Annotated in this window: 14 protein-coding genes and 1 pseudogene; 7 read left to right on the top strand and 8 right to left on the bottom strand. The window is 70.3% G+C overall.

The features are described 5' to 3' along the window. The 5 genes and pseudogenes from pstB to VF106_RS32715 form a co-directional block, all read left to right on the top strand. Positions 1-112, top strand: a pseudogene (gene pstB / locus VF106_RS32735) (phosphate ABC transporter ATP-binding protein); the annotation flags it as partial. 107 nt (positions 113-219) lie between these two features. Continuing rightward, entirely contained in the window at positions 220-612 is a 393-nt protein-coding gene (locus VF106_RS32730; protein WP_330843767.1) for a hypothetical protein, read from the top strand. Then, positions 602-1,168, top strand: coding sequence for a DUF3558 family protein (locus VF106_RS32725; RefSeq protein ID WP_330843766.1), 567 nt, complete (start codon positions 602-604; stop codon positions 1,166-1,168). Before VF106_RS32730 ends, VF106_RS32725 begins: the two co-directional genes overlap by 11 nt. A gap of 12 nt (positions 1,169-1,180) precedes the next feature. Then, positions 1,181-2,818, top strand: coding sequence for a PPE domain-containing protein (locus VF106_RS32720; protein WP_330843765.1), 1,638 nt, complete (start codon positions 1,181-1,183; stop codon positions 2,816-2,818). Beyond that, positions 2,818-3,588 carry an ESX secretion-associated protein EspG gene (locus tag VF106_RS32715; RefSeq protein ID WP_330843764.1) on the top strand — a complete coding sequence of 257 codons (771 nt, stop codon included), beginning with the start codon at positions 2,818-2,820 and terminating at the stop codon, positions 3,586-3,588. The genes VF106_RS32720 and VF106_RS32715 overlap by 1 nt, the downstream gene beginning before the upstream one ends. Here VF106_RS32715 and phoU read toward each other — a convergent pair. From phoU to VF106_RS32675, 8 genes are all read right to left on the bottom strand, one after another. Beyond that, positions 3,585-4,250: a phosphate signaling complex protein PhoU gene (gene phoU / locus VF106_RS32710; protein ID WP_330843763.1), complete on the bottom strand. Its 666-nt coding sequence runs from the start codon at positions 4,248-4,250 to the stop codon at positions 3,585-3,587. The genes VF106_RS32715 and phoU overlap by 4 nt on opposite strands. A gap of 82 nt (positions 4,251-4,332) precedes the next feature. Next, entirely contained in the window at positions 4,333-8,007 is a 3,675-nt protein-coding gene (locus tag VF106_RS32705; protein WP_330843762.1) for an LCP family protein, read from the bottom strand. A gap of 262 nt (positions 8,008-8,269) precedes the next feature. Beyond that, a complete protein-coding gene (locus tag VF106_RS32700) occupies positions 8,270-9,094 on the bottom strand; it encodes a GGDEF domain-containing protein (RefSeq protein ID WP_414639113.1) in 825 nt (274 codons plus the stop codon). 122 nt (positions 9,095-9,216) lie between these two features. Further along, positions 9,217-9,681: a hypothetical protein gene (locus tag VF106_RS32695; RefSeq protein WP_330843761.1), complete on the bottom strand. Its 465-nt coding sequence runs from the start codon at positions 9,679-9,681 to the stop codon at positions 9,217-9,219. Positions 9,682-9,755: 74 nt separating this feature from the next. Continuing rightward, positions 9,756-10,406: a response regulator transcription factor gene (locus VF106_RS32690; protein WP_330843759.1), complete on the bottom strand. Its 651-nt coding sequence runs from the start codon at positions 10,404-10,406 to the stop codon at positions 9,756-9,758. 23 nt (positions 10,407-10,429) lie between these two features. Continuing rightward, the gene (locus VF106_RS32685; RefSeq protein ID WP_330843758.1) at positions 10,430-12,076 is read right to left on the bottom strand and encodes a right-handed parallel beta-helix repeat-containing protein; all 1,647 of its coding nucleotides are present in this window, start codon (positions 12,074-12,076) and stop codon (positions 10,430-10,432) included. Next, positions 12,076-12,786: a helix-turn-helix transcriptional regulator gene (locus VF106_RS32680; protein ID WP_330843757.1), complete on the bottom strand. Its 711-nt coding sequence runs from the start codon at positions 12,784-12,786 to the stop codon at positions 12,076-12,078. Before VF106_RS32680 ends, VF106_RS32685 begins: the two co-directional genes overlap by 1 nt. Continuing rightward, entirely contained in the window at positions 12,783-14,120 is a 1,338-nt protein-coding gene (locus VF106_RS32675; protein ID WP_330843756.1) for a type VII secretion protein EccE, read from the bottom strand. The genes VF106_RS32680 and VF106_RS32675 overlap by 4 nt, the downstream gene beginning before the upstream one ends. A gap of 144 nt (positions 14,121-14,264) precedes the next feature. Between VF106_RS32675 and VF106_RS32670 the strand changes: the two genes are divergently transcribed. Further along, positions 14,265-14,936 (top strand): response regulator transcription factor, encoded by a 672-nt coding sequence (locus tag VF106_RS32670; protein ID WP_330843755.1) that lies wholly within the window; start codon positions 14,265-14,267, stop codon positions 14,934-14,936. Continuing rightward, positions 14,933-16,180 carry a sensor histidine kinase gene (locus VF106_RS32665; RefSeq protein WP_330843754.1) on the top strand — a complete coding sequence of 416 codons (1,248 nt, stop codon included), beginning with the start codon at positions 14,933-14,935 and terminating at the stop codon, positions 16,178-16,180. Before VF106_RS32670 ends, VF106_RS32665 begins: the two co-directional genes overlap by 4 nt. Positions 16,181-16,381 lie beyond the last annotated feature (201 nt).

The raw sequence follows: 16,381 nt of genomic DNA, 5'->3' as shown, positions 1-16,381 counted from the left end.
CGCCGGCGTCGGCCAGCCGGGCCGCCTCATCGAGATGGACGCCACGGAGAAGATCTTCTCCAACCCGAGCGAGAAAGCCACGGAGGACTACATCTCCGGCCGCTTCGGCTGATCGGGTGGTCCCCGCATTTCGCAAATCGGAACCTTCCCCGTGGGGCATACGTCACAATAGTGTCCCGGGGTAACCGGGTAGGCACGTGACGGATGGGGGTGGGGCTCATGACCGCCATGGGCGCTGCGATAGGCGCTGCAATGGGCGGCCTTGCCGGCTCGATGAAACAGTTCGCCGAAGCAGCAGCCGGCGGAAAGTTCGCAGTCAGCCCAGAGGGGGGCGACGCATTACTGAAGGCCATCCGCGACATGGCGAGGTGGGTCGACGACAACACCCAACTCGCGAGTTACCTGGCTCGCCAGCAACCCCTGGGTTCCAGCCACGGTGCCGAGGCGATGAAGCCGTACCTGGTGGAGGTCGCCACCGATCAGCAGGGGTTCATGCCCCAGCTCAAGGGTTTCCGCGACACGCTCGCCGACGCGGAGCAGGGCATCATGGCCGCGATGGCCAACTACGACAACACCGACGCGGGCGCTGAACGGACCTTCCGTGCCGAGTAGACCTCAGGTGGTCACCGTCACCGTTGTCGCCCTGCTGGCGTTGCTCGCCGGCTGTTCCCAGCAGATGGAGGGCAGCCCGGCTCCGGGTGACGACTCGTCGAACCCGACCGCGACCACCGAACCGTCCACCGAAGAGACGCCCTCGAGCGAGCCCAGCAGCAAGCCTTCGCTCGCCGACCTCCAACCCTGCGACGTGATCGAAGCCAGTGACCTGGCATCACTCCAGCTCACGAGCGGGAGGGAGGAGAAGGCGGGCGGAGCCAGGGTGTGTCTGTGGCGGCGCGAGGGCGCGACGATCAACGACAGCTACACGGTGTCGCTCGGGCTTCTCAACGACCAGGGGCTTGACGACCTCAACGCCCCGACCATCGAGCCGCTGCCGAAGCTCGGCTCTCACGAAGCGGTCTCGTTCGTCGACTCGCTCGGGACCTGCGGCATCGCCATCGCCGTCGGCGACTCCTCTCGAGCGGAGACCAGCGCGTCCGGCGGTGATCAGCAACAGGCATGCCAGCTGGCAGCTCAGCTGGCCACCTTCTTGGAACGAAGACTGCCCTGAGGGAAGTGTGTCATGGCACCGCGTAACCGGCATGACTCCAGGTCGGGCTACGACCCGACGCAGGACCCGACCAGCGACACCTACTTCGAGCGCCGCAACACGGTGCAAACCGGCGCGGAGACGCACGACGACGTCGCGAACCGCGTCACCACCGAGGACGAGAACAGCTGGTGGCTCCAGCGCTGGCTCTCCAAGTTCACCAGGGACGGCCGGATTCGGGACACCTATGACCAGGACATGAGCGCCCGGGCGCAGAGCCTGGCCAACGGCATTGACACCCGCCAGGGGCCGATCATGCAGTGCTCGAACTACATGGCCGTGCCACACCCTCAGCTCAAGACGATGGTGACCGAAGACGCCATCCCTGCCGAGGTCAGTGAGAGCGGCGACAAGTGGATCACCCTCGGGAACGAGATGGTCAAGTTCCAGAACAACGTTGAGGGCGCGATCAAAGGCAGCACGACCGAATGGCAGGGCAGCGCGGGTGACGCGGCGCGGACCTTCATGGCGGGCATCGGCGACTGGGTCGGAGCGGCTGGGCAGAGCGCGCAGCTTGCCGGTACCCAGATGAACCTGCAGGCGTCCGCGCTGGACGAGGCCAAGCGGAGCATGCCGGAGCCCGTCGAGTTCGATCTTGACGCGGCCAATCGTCAGCTGCAGATGACCAGTGATCCGCTCAACTACACCGCCCAGCTGGGCCTGTTCCAGGCGCAGTACAACCAGTCGCAGGCCGCGCACGAGGAGGCGGCCGGGGTCGTCGGTACGTACGACAGCGGCCTCGCCGGTGCCAGCACGATGCCCGCGTTCGGGCCGCCGCCGACGTTGGCCATGACGAACGTCGGCGAGACCACGATCGCGGACGACAGGATCAGCGAGAACAGCAACGACCGCCTCAACACGAATGCCGACTCGTCCTCCGGGAGCACGGGGAACGGCGGTACGGACGACCCCGGTCCCGGCCCTGTTCCGCCGCCGTCGACGCCCGGTGACCCCGGCGGACCGGGCAACCCCAACCCGAACAACCCGAACGGGCCTGGCTCGCCGGGAAGCCCGAACGTGCCAGGCATCCCGGGCGGCGGCTCGGGCAGCGGCGGATCCGGCACCAGTCCCAGCAGTGACCTGCCCGGACTGCCTGGTCCAGGGCAGTTCCCGACGCCCGGTACGGGTGGCGGCGGTGGTGGCGGTCAGCCTGGACCCAACCCGAACTTCGGTACACCGCTGCCCATCGGCGGGTTGCCCGGCCCCACCGGCGGCGACCTCGATCGCAGCGGCCGAGGGTTCGGCGGTGGGCGCGGGTTCGGGCCCGGTGGCAGCGGATACGGCGGCGGCCCCGGCAGCTCCTACGGGCCAGGGGGATCGGGCGGGTCCGGCCCGGGCAGTGGTCAGGGCAGCGCCCCCGGTCGCGGACCCGGCATGGGTGGTGGGTTCGGGCCTGGTGCGGCTGCGGCCGCCGCCGAGGGTGGCGCGCTTGGGCGTGGGGGCCCAGCCGGTGGCCGTGGGGTCGGTGGCGGCATGATGCCGCCCGGCGGGAGACGTGGCGAGGGCGACGAGGACAGTGAGCACCAGCGCGCGTCGTACCTGGTCGAAGGGGACCCGGACGCGGTGTTCGGCACCGACGAGATGACCGCGCCGCCGGTGATCGGTGAGTGATGGCCGGGTTCAGACTGTCCCTGCCGGAAGTGGACGTCCTGGCACAGACGCTTGACGTCAACGTTCGGCAGTTTCCGTTACAGATCCCGAGTTTCGGCGAGTACCAGCAGGACCGGGTACGGATGGCGCGGGAGGTGTTCCTCGGCCTCGACAGGCGGGGGCTCATCCGGGGCGGCGACCTGGACCCGCAGCTGACGCGTGCGTTGCGGACGCTGTCGGACTACGTGGTCACGGTGGCCGTGATGGGCACCGTCGAGAAGACCAAGAAGCTGTACGCCCGTGCGGCCGCCGCCGGGGAGACCGGCGTGCTCGCGGTCAAGGAGGGCGAGAGCCTTCGGCTCGAGCTGATCCGCCCGACCGCGCTGGCGATCACGCTCGTCGGGCTCCTGCCGCCGATGTCGGCGGGGCCCGGCCAGTCCGTGACCATCACCCAGCCCGGCTCGCGCCAGCATCAGGAGAGCGAGGGCACTCTCCTGGCACCGGTGTACGCGAACCGCACCGCCGGCGAGCAGCAGATGCGGATCGCGGCCGGCTACCTGAGCCGGCCGCGGACGGGCACCGGGATGTTCACCGTCTCCGGCCGGGACCGGCGCATCGGCCGGGAACGCCAGGGCGGCCACGTGACGTGGATCGACACCGACGCCGGCCGCTACCTGGCCGTGGTGCGCCCACCCGGCGACGACGGCCTGGTCCGCAGCACCTTCAGCCCGGCGGACGCGAACCGCATGGCCCAACAGATCGGCGAGCTGATCAGCGCGGTCGCGCCTTAGACGTCCTCGTCGCTGCCGTAGCCCGGCATGCGGCCCGTCACGACGAACACGACCCGCTTCGCCACGGACACCGCGTGGTCGGCGAACCGCTCGTAGAAGCGGCCAAGCAGCGTGACGTCCACGGCCGCCGCGACCCCGTGCGGCCACTGCTTGTCCATGATCACGGAGAACAGGTGGCGGTGGAGGTCGTCCATCTCGTCGTCGGCCTCCTCCATGGAGCGGGCCTGCTCGACGTCCTTGTTCAGGATGACCCGCTCCGCGTCGCGGGCGAGTTCGACGGCGACCCGGCCCATCTCGGAGAAGTACGGCCGGACCTGCTCGGGGAGTACGGGGTTCGGGTGGCGGCGACGCGCGGCCTTGGCCACGTGCAGGGCCAGGTCACCCATGCGCTCCAGGCTCTCCGCCGCGTGGATGGCGGCGAGGACGGTGCGCAGATCGGTCGCGACGGGGGCCTGCAGCGCGAGCAGCGCGTACGCATGTTCCTCGCACGCCGAGCGGGCGTCGTCGATCTTGACGTCGTCGCCGATCACCTGTTCGGCCAGGCCGAGGTCGGCGTCCAGCAACGCCCGGGTGGCAAGCTCCATGGCTGTCGCGGACATGGAGCACATGTCGGCCAGCTCGTCTGCCAGCTGACCGAGTTCGACATGATAGGCCTCACGCATGGCGCCAGCCTACGGCCGAGTGCGCACGCGGACCGCATTCCTACATGAATCCCAGATGAACCGACAGCCACCAACGGGTGCTCTAGGCGCAGGAAACGTCCCCGGCGTTGACCGTCGACAGGTTCTCCGGCAGCTCCGGCGGCGCGGCCCCCTCTGCAGGTGACTGGACCTCGCCGTCGAAGTCGGGGCCGATGACGAGCATGATCGCGCCGGACATCGACGGGTCCTCCACGAGCGTCGCGCCGGGCACGGCCGCCTTGAGCGTCTGCGCCTGCGCCTCGCGGCTCTTGGAGTACCGGATGACGGTCTTGTCGGTGGGTGGCGCCGTGACCACCTGCATGACCTGGAAGCCGTACTCGGCGAGCGAGTCGGCGGTCTCCTTGGCGATGCCGGGGGTGTCGTTGCCGGCGTTCAGCACCTGGATCTTGACCGTTGCCGGGTCGACCGGCCCGGCGGGCTGCGCCTGCGTGAGCCCGGACTGCTGCTTGCCCTGCGCCTGGGCCTGTGTGTTCGAGCCGTCCTGCTTCGGCGGGGTCTCGCCGGGCAACGGGGTGTCCTGGCGGATGGCCTCGAACAACGCGTTGTTGTCCTCGACCCGCAGATCCTCGTTGTTGCGGTCGTTCGAGTAACCGACGGTCGGCACGGTGATGAACGTGACCCGGCCCGCCTCGACGCCCTGCATCGACTGGCCGAGGGTGAACAGCTGCTCGATGCCGATGTTGTCACCGAACGTGGCCTTGGCGAAGGCGTCGACGAAGTCGGTGAGCTTGCCGGGGTCGAGCAGCACCTCGCCGGACATCGCCTTGCGCAGCAGGGAGGACAGGAACCGCTGCTGGCGGATGATGCGGCCGTAGTCGGCGGTCGGGTCGCCCTTGACCTTCCTGGCACGCACGAAGTTCAGCGCCTGGTCACCGGTGAGCTTCACGTTCTTGCCGGCCTCCGGCACGACCATGCCGAGCTCGTCGTCGTCGAGCGGTCGCTCGACGCAGACCTCGACGCCGTCCACGGCCTCGACCATGTCCTTGAAGCCGTGGAAGTCGATGCCGACGAAGTGGTTGATCGCCAGGCCGGACAGCTCCTGGACCACCTTGGTCACACACATGGGACCGCCGACCTGGTAAGCCGTGTTGAGCTTCACCTGTTTGGCCGGCGGCTTCTGTTCACCTGTGTAGTTCCCGGTCTTTGGATCCCATCCCTCGCAGGCCGGCCGGTTAACCTCGAGGTCACGTGGAAAAGAGACAACCACCACGCGTTCACGATTTTTAGGTATATGGGCGACCATCACCGTGTCGGATCTGGCGCCCTGGACCGCGTTCTCGTCCCCGACTCCGTCCTCGGCCGTCGCGCCGGCTCTGGTGTCGGAGCCGACGAGTAAGAAGTTCTCGTCGCCGAGCTGGGCCGACGCGTCCTTGATGGACTTCGAGTCGGGGTCGAGCGCCGAGACCGTCTGCGAGCTGGACTCGACGTAGGACTTGAAGCCCCACAGCACCGCCGTCGACAGGAAGATCAGGGCCGCGATGACGATCGTGAACGCCTTGCCGGCCGACTTGCCCTTGCGCCACCGGCGTTTCCGCTTGGCCTTCTTGGGGTCGTCGTCCTCTTCCTCGTCCCGTGGCTCGAGGTTCGGGATGGCCATGGCCATGGACTGCTGAGCCTCGAGCTCGTCCAGGCGGTCCATCTCGTCGGCCCCGGTCTGCCAGGGCATGAGCTTGCGGCGCTTGGCCTTCTTCTCGCGTTCCTCCGCCTTGATCTCGTCGTGGACCGCGGAGAAGCGGGCGAGGGTGTGGTCGATGCTGCGCCGCTTCTGTACCTCGTCGCCGATGGCCTCCATCTCGGTGGTCATCGAGATGGGGTCGTCGTCGTCACCCCGGCGCGGCGGCGGCAACGGCACGGGCGGCACACCGGTGGACCGGCGCGGCTTGGACTCGGGAAGCTCGGCGCCCGGCTCGTTCCCTGGCCGGCGTGGTTCGTCGACGGGGAAAAGCCCGGACGACTGGCCCGGCTGCGGCGGGACGTCAGTGGGGAACAGTCCGGATGACTGGCCGGGAGGCGGCGGTGCCTCGGAGGGGAACCGGCCGGGCTCCGGCTGCGGCGCCCTCGAACGCAGGGCCCGTCGGCGAGCGGCTCCGTCCGGTCGATTCGGCCCCTGCTCGGCTGGGAAGCCCTCCGCGGTGCGGCGGGGACCGGACGTTTCCCCGACACGCCGGCCACCCGGCTCGGGCGCGAAGCCCTCGTCACCGGGGAAGGCCCGGCGGTTGCCGTTGTGCGGGCCGTCCGCGTCGGGCGCGAAGTCGCCGCCCTGTCGCGGAGCCTCGGCCGGGAAGCCACCGTCAGCGGCGCGCCGGCCGTTGCGCTGACCAGCCGCATCGGGCGGGAAGGCCTCTCCGCCGCGCCGACGGCCTTTCCGCCGGCCGTCCGCCTCCGGCGCGAAGCCGCCCTCGGCGGGGTACGGGAGATGCGTGGACGCCTCGCCCGCCCGGCGGTTGCCGTTGCGGGGGCTCTCCACGTCAGGTGGGAAGGGCAGGTGCGCGGACGCCTCACCGACACGGCGGTTGCCGCGGGTGTTGTCCGCTTCGGGGGCGAAGCCGTTTTCCGGGAACGGGACGTGCGCGGAAGCCTCACCCGCCCGGCGGTTGCCGCGGGGGTTGTCCGCTTCGGGGGCGAAGCCGTTCTCGGGGAACGGGACATGTGCGGAAGCCTCACCCGCCCGGCGGTTGCCGTTGCGTGGGCTGTCCGCGTCCGGTGGGAACGGAAGGCGCGCGGAGGCTTCGCCCGCTCGCCGGCCGCCGTTGCGCGGACCGTCCGTGGGCGCCTCGCCCCGGCGGCCATTGCGTGGGCCGTCCGTGTCCGGCGGGAAAGGCATGTGCGTGGACGCTTCGCCGACGCGTCGGCCGCCGTTACGGGGACCGTCTGCTTCGGGGGCGAAACCGGCGTCCGGGAAGGGGACGTGGGCGGAGGCCTCGCCAGCCCGCCTGCCACTGCGTGGAGCGTCGACGTCTGGTGTGCCGTAGTGAGCGGACGTCTCGCCGGCTCGGCGCCTCGGGCTTGGCCGCGGGGCGTCCGACTCCGGGGCGAAGCCGTTGCGGTCTGGGGCCCGGCGGCGGCCTGCCTCGGGCGCGAGTCCATCGGGCGGCTGGGCGTCGCCGGGGGCGGGCCTGCCGGCGCGACCGTTGCGGCGCCCGATCTCCGGAGCCGATGGGCGTCCGAGGGGCTCGTCGGGGAGGTTGTAGTACGCGGACGTTTCGCCGGGGCGGCGAGGGCGGCTGGCCGGGTCCTCGGTCGGCGCGGCGTACGGGTCCGGCGACTCCTGGGAGAAGCTGTTGCGGAGAGCTTCGCTGGGGATCGTGTAGTACGAGGACGTGCTGCCCGTGGGGCGAGCGGCCTCGTCGCGCGGGAAGTTCTTGGCCTCTGGCGCTGGGCGGCGTGCCGGCTCGTCGGGCGGGAACCCGCCGCCGTCAAGCGCGGACGCGATCGACTGCGGCCGGGGCTCAGCGTTCTGTCTGTTCTGCGGCGGCTGGTCGTCCTGGCGGGCTCGCCGACCCGTCATCACCGAGTTCTGCCGCATCTGGTCCGGGTTCACCGGGGTGAGGTCCGGCCGGGATCCCGTATGCCGTTGGACCAGGTCCGCGACGCTGACCCCGCCCGATTCGACCGAACGGCGGCGGCGCCGGGGCTGCTGCTCTTCCTGCTCGTCGTCGCGGCGATGCCGTCGGCCGTACGGATCGCGGGTGCCGCCGAGCCGTTCGTCGTCTGGCACCCGGACTCCTCTCAGGTCGTACGGCCACTTACGTGGCAGTTCCGTTATTAAGACGTTGCACACCGCGAGTTGGTTGCCAACTCACCGTGCCTTCGCCGCGCCCAGATAGTACGTACGGATGGCACTCATGACGACTACCAAGCCGAATTTGCTCACTATCAGTGCGCGAGTGGTCCCAACCATCTAGCCCGATCGGGGTATCACGACTGCGGCCATCAATGTTATCGAACCGATGCAAGGGCGCAGCCAAGTGTGACCAGAACTAGCCAGGACGACGTTGCCCGGCGGCCCCCGAAAGGCGAACCTGTCCCCCTACACGGTAGGCGACGGAGTTCCGACCGGATTGCTTGGCCGTGTACAGCAACCCGTCGGCCAGGCGAAGATGCTGCTCAGGGCTGGTGAACCCACTCAGGCCGGACTCGTGCGCGACACCGATGCTGATCGTCACGTGCAGCCCGCGCATGATCCCGCCCCACGGGAACTGCTCGACCCGCGCCCGCGCCGCCTCGGCGACCGCCCACGCGGCGTCGGCCTCCAGGCCCGGCAACAGGAGCACGAACTCCTCGCCGCCGTACCGCGCGCAGAACGCGTCCTCCGGCAACCCGAGCTGCAACAGCTCGACGACCTGCTGCAGCACCCGGTCGCCGACCAGATGGCCATACGTGTCGTTGACCCGCTTGAACAGGTCGAGGTCGACGAGCGCCACCGCGAACTCGCCACGGGGCCCGCCCACCTCCTCGAGCTTCTGGTCCAGGTAGCGGCGGTTGTAGCTCGCCGTGAGCGAGTCACGGATGCTCTGCTCCTTGGCCTCCGCGTGCTCACGCCGCAGCCGCGCGACCTCCTGCCGAATCTGCTCGGGCACCTGCGGGGTCTCCGCCGTCGCCAGGTCCAACGCGTGCCGTAGGTGCTCGTAGGCCTGGCGCCACTCGCCACGGGATGCCAGCAGTGAGGCGATGGACTGGTGTAGCTCGACGAGGCTGGCCTCCTCGAGCTTGACCTGTCGAACCGGGTGCTGCATCGGCACCGTCAGTTCGCCACCCCCGCGACGCTCCCGCCAGCCGGCGACTCCTTGGTCGAGTACGGCCATGCGCTCACCTCCCACTAACGACTGTTTCGTCGCGGGGCGTGGCCGTCTTGAGACGTTGGGGCCTGCTGGTTCCGATTTCGCTCGAAGGGTGTACGGCGTTAAGTGGAAGTGACGCTCCGTCATTACCCTGTGGGGCAGGGTGCGAACCCGTAGGCCTTCCCGTCGAGGATCACCACACGCTGCGAGCCGATCTGCTCGCCGAGCAACGCGCCGTCCTGCCGGATGCTCACCGACACCCCCAGCACGTACACCAGGCCACGCGGGTGCCCCGCGCCCCGGCCCGCGCCCGGCGGCACCCAGTCGGGGTCGACCCGCAGCGTCGACATCGCCGGGTCGATGTTCAGCGTGAGGTCGCCGAGGTCGCACAGCTCGTCGAGGTAGTCGGGGTGCTGGCTGCGCTGCAGGAAGTCCCGCTGCGTCGCCGCGCCCTCGGCGGCCGCCGCGTTCAGCTCGGTGAAGTAGCCCTGGACCAGCTGGCGGTCACTGGACGGGGACGCGGCCGCGACGGGCTCGCCGGGGATGGTGGAGCTGCACCCTGCCAGCAGCAGGCCGGCGAGCCCCACGAGAGCGAGCAGACGGCGGCGCATGGCGGTCCTCTGGATTGGTCCTATGAGCGCGAACATCGTTCTGCGCGGCATCCTCGTGTCCAGGCTAGCCGTGTTCAGGCCGGCTCGATGCGGTATCCGTAACCACGGACGGTGTGGATCATGGGTGGGTTCCTGAGCTTGCGACGTAGTTGCGTGATCACCACGTCGAGCACGTTCGACGCCGGGTCGACCAGCGGGTCCCACACCTCGCGGATCAGCTCCGATCTGTGCACGGGCTGCCGTTGCCGCGCCACGAGGTGACGCAGCACGTCGAACTCCTTGGCGGTCAGCGTGAGCAGCACACCGGCACGGCGCACCTCGTGCCGGCCGCCGTCCACCTCCAGGTCACCGCAGCGCAGCACGGGTGGCAGACCACTCGCCACCCGCCGGCACAGCCGCCGCACGCGCGCCGCCAGCTCCTCGACGGCGAACGGCTTCACCAGGTAGTCGTCGCCCGTGTCGAGACCGGCGATCCGGTCCGCGACGGCGTCCCGCGCGGTGAGGAACAGCACGGGCACCGCGGGCCGTCGGGTCTGGACATACGAGAGGGCGTCGCCGGCGGGCAGCATCCGGTCGAAGACGGCGCAGTCGTACGAGTTCACGGACAGCGCCTCGTCCGCGGCCGGCAGGTCGCCGACCGCGTCGACGGCGAACCCGGCGGCACGGAGCGAACCGGCGATCGCGACCCGGAGATTCTCGTCGTCCTCGACCACCAGTACCCGCACACGAACGAGGTTACCGATCTTGACTATCCCGTAACGGCCACCACATCGTCCGCCGTGAGCGTCCGCAGCTCGGTCATGTCCGGCATTCGGCCCAACAGCCGCAACCGCTGCGACTGCACCTTGCGCACCCCTTCGAACAGCCGCCGCGCGTCACGGGCGTTGCCGAAGTTCGGGTCGTCGGCGATGCGGGCGTAGTAGTCCATCAGCACGGGCGCCGCGTCCTCGTCGAGCGCGTAGTCGCCGGCGTTCACCATGCGGGTGGTGATCTGCACGAGGTCGTCCGGCGAGTAGTTCTCGAACTCGATCGTCTTGGAGAACCGGGACGCGAGGCCGGGGTTGGCGTCGAGGAACTCCTGCATCTCGTGGGTGTACCCGGCGACGATCACCGCCACCTCGTCGCGGTGGTCCTCCATCAGCTTCACGAGCGTGTCGATGGCCTCCTGGCCGAAGTCGCCACCGGCACCCGACTGCCGGGACAGTGTGTACGCCTCGTCGATGAACAGCACCCCGCCGAGCGACTCCTCGAACACCACCGACGTCTTCTCGGCGGTGTGGCCGATGTACTGGCCGACGAGGTCGCGCCGCGACACCTCCCGGAACTGTCCCTTCGACAGCACGCCAAGCGACTTCAGCAACTTGCCGTAGGTGCGGGCCACGGTGGTCTTACCGGTGCCCGGCGCGCCCGCGAAGATCAGGTGGTGGCTCACCGTGCCGACCGACAGGCCAGCGCGCTTGCGCCACTCGTTGACCTGGATCTCGTCGACGACCGCGTGCACCTCGGCCTTCACCCCGGGCAGGCCGACCATCGCGTCGAGGTCGGCCAGCAGGTCGTCCACGCCGGCGTCACCGCTCGACACCGCCCGCTGGGCCGGTTCGGTCACGGTCGGGGTGGCACCCTCGGCGACGAGGATGCCGGGCGGGGCGGAGTTGTCCACCTGGCACGAGTCGATGGCGCCCGCGCACCCGGCGGCGAACGAGATGCCGATCCCGCCGACGTCGTGGACCTTGCACTTGCGCACCTCGGGCCGGCTCTGCTGTGCCACCGCGATGCCCTCGTGCCCGGTTCGCGCCACGTCGCAGGTGTCGATGACCGGCCGCGCGTACTGGTAGACGTAGATGCCGCGCTGCCCGCAGTCGACGACCGTGCAGTTGCGCAGCTCGGGGTCGGCGCCGAGGCCGATCACGACGCCGTCGCCGACCACGTTCGACACGGTGGTGTCGTCGATCCGCCCGGAGCTGCTCTCCACGACGATGCCCTGCTCGGCGTGGTCGACGGTGCAGCGGTTCACGGCGAACCGCCGGCTGCCGCGCACGGCGATCGCCGGCCCGACCTCCGCGGACAGCGTGCAGCGTTCGAGCGTCAGCTCCGCGTCCTCCACCCGCACCGCCGCCCCGCCCGACTTCACCGTGATGCCCTGGAGCGTGAACGAACCGCCGCGGACCAACAGCGCGGGCCAGTCCCCGCCGGTGGCGTCGAGGACCACCTCGCCGCCCTCGTGCGCGCGGATGGTGAGATCCCGGCCGCGCAGCTCGAACGTCTCGGCGTACGTGCCGGCCGCGACCGCGATCACCCCGCCGTCCGGCGCGTTGCTGAGCGCGTCGCCAATGGTCGGGTAGGCACCGTGACGACCGGGCGCCACCAGCAACGTGCGGCCCGCGATCGCCGTCATTACCCGGCCCTCTCGATCAGCCAACCGCGGTCGGCGGCCTTGACGCCGGCCTGGAAGCGGCTGCGCGCGCCGAGCCGGTTCATGATGTCGGCGACCATCCGCCGCACGGTCCGCACGGACACCCCGAGCCGGGCGGCGGCGGACTCGTCGGTGCTACCCGAGGACAACAGAGCCAGCAGCTCCTTCTCCCTGGCAGACAGCTCAGCGGCGTCCGGCAGCTCGTTCGGGCTCATCGGCACCGCCGTCAGCCACACGCGCTCGAACAGCTCCATGGTCGTGGTGACCACGCTCGACAGCCGGAACACGGCCGTGCCGAGCGCCCTGCCGCCCGCCGTGCGGTCCACCGGCAGCACCACGACCGACCCGTCGATCACCAGCGCGTCCGTCGGCACCTCCGGCACCGTGCGGGTGTCCGCGCCGGACAGCGCGAGCGTGCCGAGCCGGGTCGCCAGCACCGGCGCCGTGCGGGCGGTGTCCGGCACGATCACCCGGTACCGCACGCCTCTGCGTAAGTTCTCGTGGTCGATGCGGCGAACACCGCCGATGGGGTCGCGTGCCGCCACCGACAGGGTGCTCATCACGAGCACCTCGCGGGTCGCGGACGCCAGCAGCGCCTCGACCCCGGCGCTGGACGGGCAGCGGGCCGCGTGGCCGATGTTGGTCCCGGCCGAGTGCAGGACGGTGACGGTGTTGTCGGCGAGCACGGTCATGAGAGGAAAACTCCGATCGGAAGAGATGCGGCGACACCGGCAAGCTGTGTGCCGTCGAGCCGGGTGAGACGGACCCCGGAGGGCGCCAGCCGGCTGGTCATGTGTTGGGCGGCCTGCTCGATGGCGGCCTCGGTCGTGGCGGCGAGGCGGAGGGTGGCCGCGGCGAACGGATCGCCCCGCCGCTCGGACCGGGTGCCGAGCGTGATCGTCGAGGCGACTCCCGGCACCCCGGCCAGGAGGCTGTTGATGAGGCCGCGTGCCTGCGTGTCGGTGAGTGCGCCCCAACCGGTCAGCTGGAAGGTGGCCTGGCTGACCGGGCCGGTACGCCAGTACTTCCAGTCCTCACGGATCTCGGTCCTGCCTCCGGTGACGTGTGCGAGGCCGGCGATCGCGGACAGTGCCTGCTCCTCGGCGAGTGGCTGGGCGGGCACCCCGGCGCGGTCGAGCGCCCGGCGCACCCTGCGCATGGCGTTGCGCAGTGCCAGCGTCAGCTCGGCGTCGACCGGGGTGTCGACGGTCCGCGCGGCGTGCACGGCGACCCAGAGGCGGCGGGGTGTGTCCGGCCGGACGCCGACGTGGAGCACGAGCTGCACGGCGAACTGGTGGTCGGTGCCCGCGGGCAGCAGCGCGCCCGCCATGGGCAGCGCGTTGAGCAGTTCCGGGGTGAGGGTGCCCGGCTTGAGCTGCGCGGTCAGCCCGCCCTGGTGGCTGATCGCCATCGCGGGACCCTGTGTCGTCTCCAGCGTCCTGATCGTGGCGCCCGGCAGCAGCAGACCGAGCAGCGAGAGCGTCGTGGCCGGTGCGCCGCCGGTTTTCGGCAGGTCCCTGCGCCGGTTGCGGCTGAAGAACCCGGTCGCCAGCCCGACCAGCTCGTACAACCAGCGGCCACCGGCACGCACGCTCGTCAGCGCGAGCAACAGCGTGGCCGCGACCGAGACGGCGGTCAGCACCGGCCACGGCTGGCGCACGGTCAGCAGCACGCTCAAGGCCGCGATCTGCCAGCAGATCACCTGCAGCGGGCTCAGTTTCCTGACGTACTCCCGGACGTGTCCTGACCACGTCTGTTTCGGCGGGGTGTGCGCCGGGAGCGGCGCGATCGGCGCCGGCCGCGCGGGGCGCAGAGGCGGGGTGAGCAGCAGTGGCCGCGTGTGCGTGTCGGCCTCGGCCGCTGGTTGGGCAAGCGGGCGGGCGGCGGCTGCCGCCACGGTGCCGGCCGCGGCGATCCGCAACGGCGGCGCAGCCACTCTCGCCGGGGCGGCCTTCGCCTGTCCTTCGGTCGTGGTCACGGCCTGCTGGCCAGCCAACGCGGCCGCGTTCCCTGCCGAAGCTTCCACCGGTCACCTCCTGTCACGTCCTGTTCCGGCCAGACCGGTTCCTGGACTTGGGGGAATGGCTACGGTTGTGTCTGAGCGGAGCTTGCGGAGCGATCATCGTCTTGGTGGATCACGATCAACCACGGCACATTAGGTTTCGATGACATGCGGGTGTTGGTGGTTGAGGACGACGAGGACCTGCGGATTTCCGTGTCCATCGAGCTGTCGTCCGCCGGCGTGGAGGTGCTCCAGGCGCCCGATCTGATGACTGCGGACGCCCTGCTGCGGCAGGGCGGGTTCAACTGTGTGGTCTTCGACCGGATGCTGCCCGACGGCGATTCCCTCGACTACGTGCAGCACCAGCGGCGTGCCGGCTGGTGCGTGCCCGTCCTGTTCCTGACCGCGCGGGACACCATCGCCGACCGGGTCGCCGGGTTCGCCGCCGGTGCTGACGACTACCTGGTGAAGCCGTTCTCCGTGGCAGAGATGGCCGCGCGGGTCCGCACCCTGTGCCGCCGTGGCGACGGGCGCCCGTCCGTGCTGCGGCACGCGGACCTCGAGGTCGACTGCGCACGACGGGCGGTGCGCCGGGGTGGGGTGCTGCTCACCTTGTCGGACAAGGAGTTCGCGGTCCTGGAGTACCTGGCCATCCGGCCGGAGCAGGTGGTCTCCCGCACCGATCTGATCGAGCACTGCTGGGACGCCGCCGCCGACCCGATGTCCAACGTGGTCGACGTGGTGGTGAAACGGCTGCGCAGGAAGCTGGGCGCACCCGAGCTGATTCACACGATTCGTGGGCGCGGATACCGGCTCGGGGCATACGGTCCCGTCTCGTGAACCGATCGTCCGCCGACCGGCTGCGGCGCCTGCGGTGGTTGCTGACCCTGATGTTCACGGCGATGAACGCCGTCGGACTCGTCGTGTTCGCGTGGCTCGTGATCGACGCGGACCAGAACAGCGGCGAGAAGCAGATGGACATGGAGCTGTCCAGGGTCACCTCGACCGTGTCCCGGCTCGTCGGCCGCGAGGGCGACGCGATCGTCACCGCACTGGTCGGCGAGGACGAGATCAACCAGCAGTGCCCGCAGTTCGCGGTCCTGCCCGGTGGTTCCGGCGAGTTCGACCCGCTCTACTCCGAACGCGAGTGCGTGCGGATGGATCCCGCCGTGCTGGCCGGGCTGGCCGAGGACGCGGCGCGCACCGGGCGCGAACTCTATGGCTACAAGCGCGCCATGGACGGCCAGATGGTGTGGGTGCGGGCGGAGCCGTTCCGCGGCGAGTCCGGCTACCTTGGCGCGGTCGTGGCGGTGGTCAACGCGGAACCGACCCTCGAGTCGCACAACCAGTTGGTGTTGTGGGTGGTCGTGGGCGCGACCGTGCTGATCGGCAGTCTGGCGCTGGCCGGCCACCTTCTTTCCGCGCGGGCCATCCGCCCGGCCGTGGCGGCACTGGAGCAACAAGAGGTGCTCCTGGCGGAGACGGCACACGACCTGCGCACCCCGGTGGCGGCACTGCGTGCCCTGGCCGAGACCGCGCTGCGGAACCCGACCCAGCGCGGTGACCTCCTGCCCCGCACGGTGCGCCTGGCCGCGCGGATGGGCAGCATCATCGACGGCCTGCTCGTGCGTGCCCGGCTGGCGGCGGGCGTCGAGCGGCTGGCCGTGCAGCCGGTGTGGCTGGACCAGCTTGTCGCGGGCGTCGTGGACGAGACCCCGGCGGACGGCGCATCGGTGACGCTGACCGCGGCGCCCTGCAAGGTGATGGTCGATCCGACCTTGCTGCAGCGGGCCATCGGGAACCTGCTGGACAACGCGTTGCGGTACGGGCGTCAGCCGAACCAGCCCGCGGTCGTGCACATCACGGTCGCGAACGGCCGGGTCACGGTCGCCGACAACGGGCCCGGTGTGGACGGCGACTTCGCGGACGAGGCCTTCGACCGCTTCCGCACGGGGAGCGGTTCGTCGGGGCTTGGTCTGTCCATTGTGCGGTGGGTCGCCTGGGCCCACGGCGGCACGTTGTCGGTCTACAACGCCGAAGACGCGGGAGCGATCTTCGACCTCACGCTGCCCGCGGTGCCGTAGCTCCTGACCTGTTCAGTCCACCTGCGACTACTCCGTTCGTTGCCACGTCAACGATGTTGACCGGAAGTTGCCATCGATCAAGGATGGACGATCCTCACCGATTACTTTTACGGTGTGGCCATGACTGACAGGGCAGCGCTGGTTCGGTCCTGGCGCGGCCGCCTCCCGGTGGTAGCAGTGGTCGTCGCGTGTGTGACTGGT

The organism is Actinophytocola sp., assembly GCF_036378875.1.
Classification (GTDB): domain Bacteria; phylum Actinomycetota; class Actinomycetes; order Mycobacteriales; family Pseudonocardiaceae; genus Actinophytocola.
The sequence above is the reverse complement of the archived record's forward strand: the minus strand, read 5'-3'. Positions and strand labels throughout refer to the sequence as shown.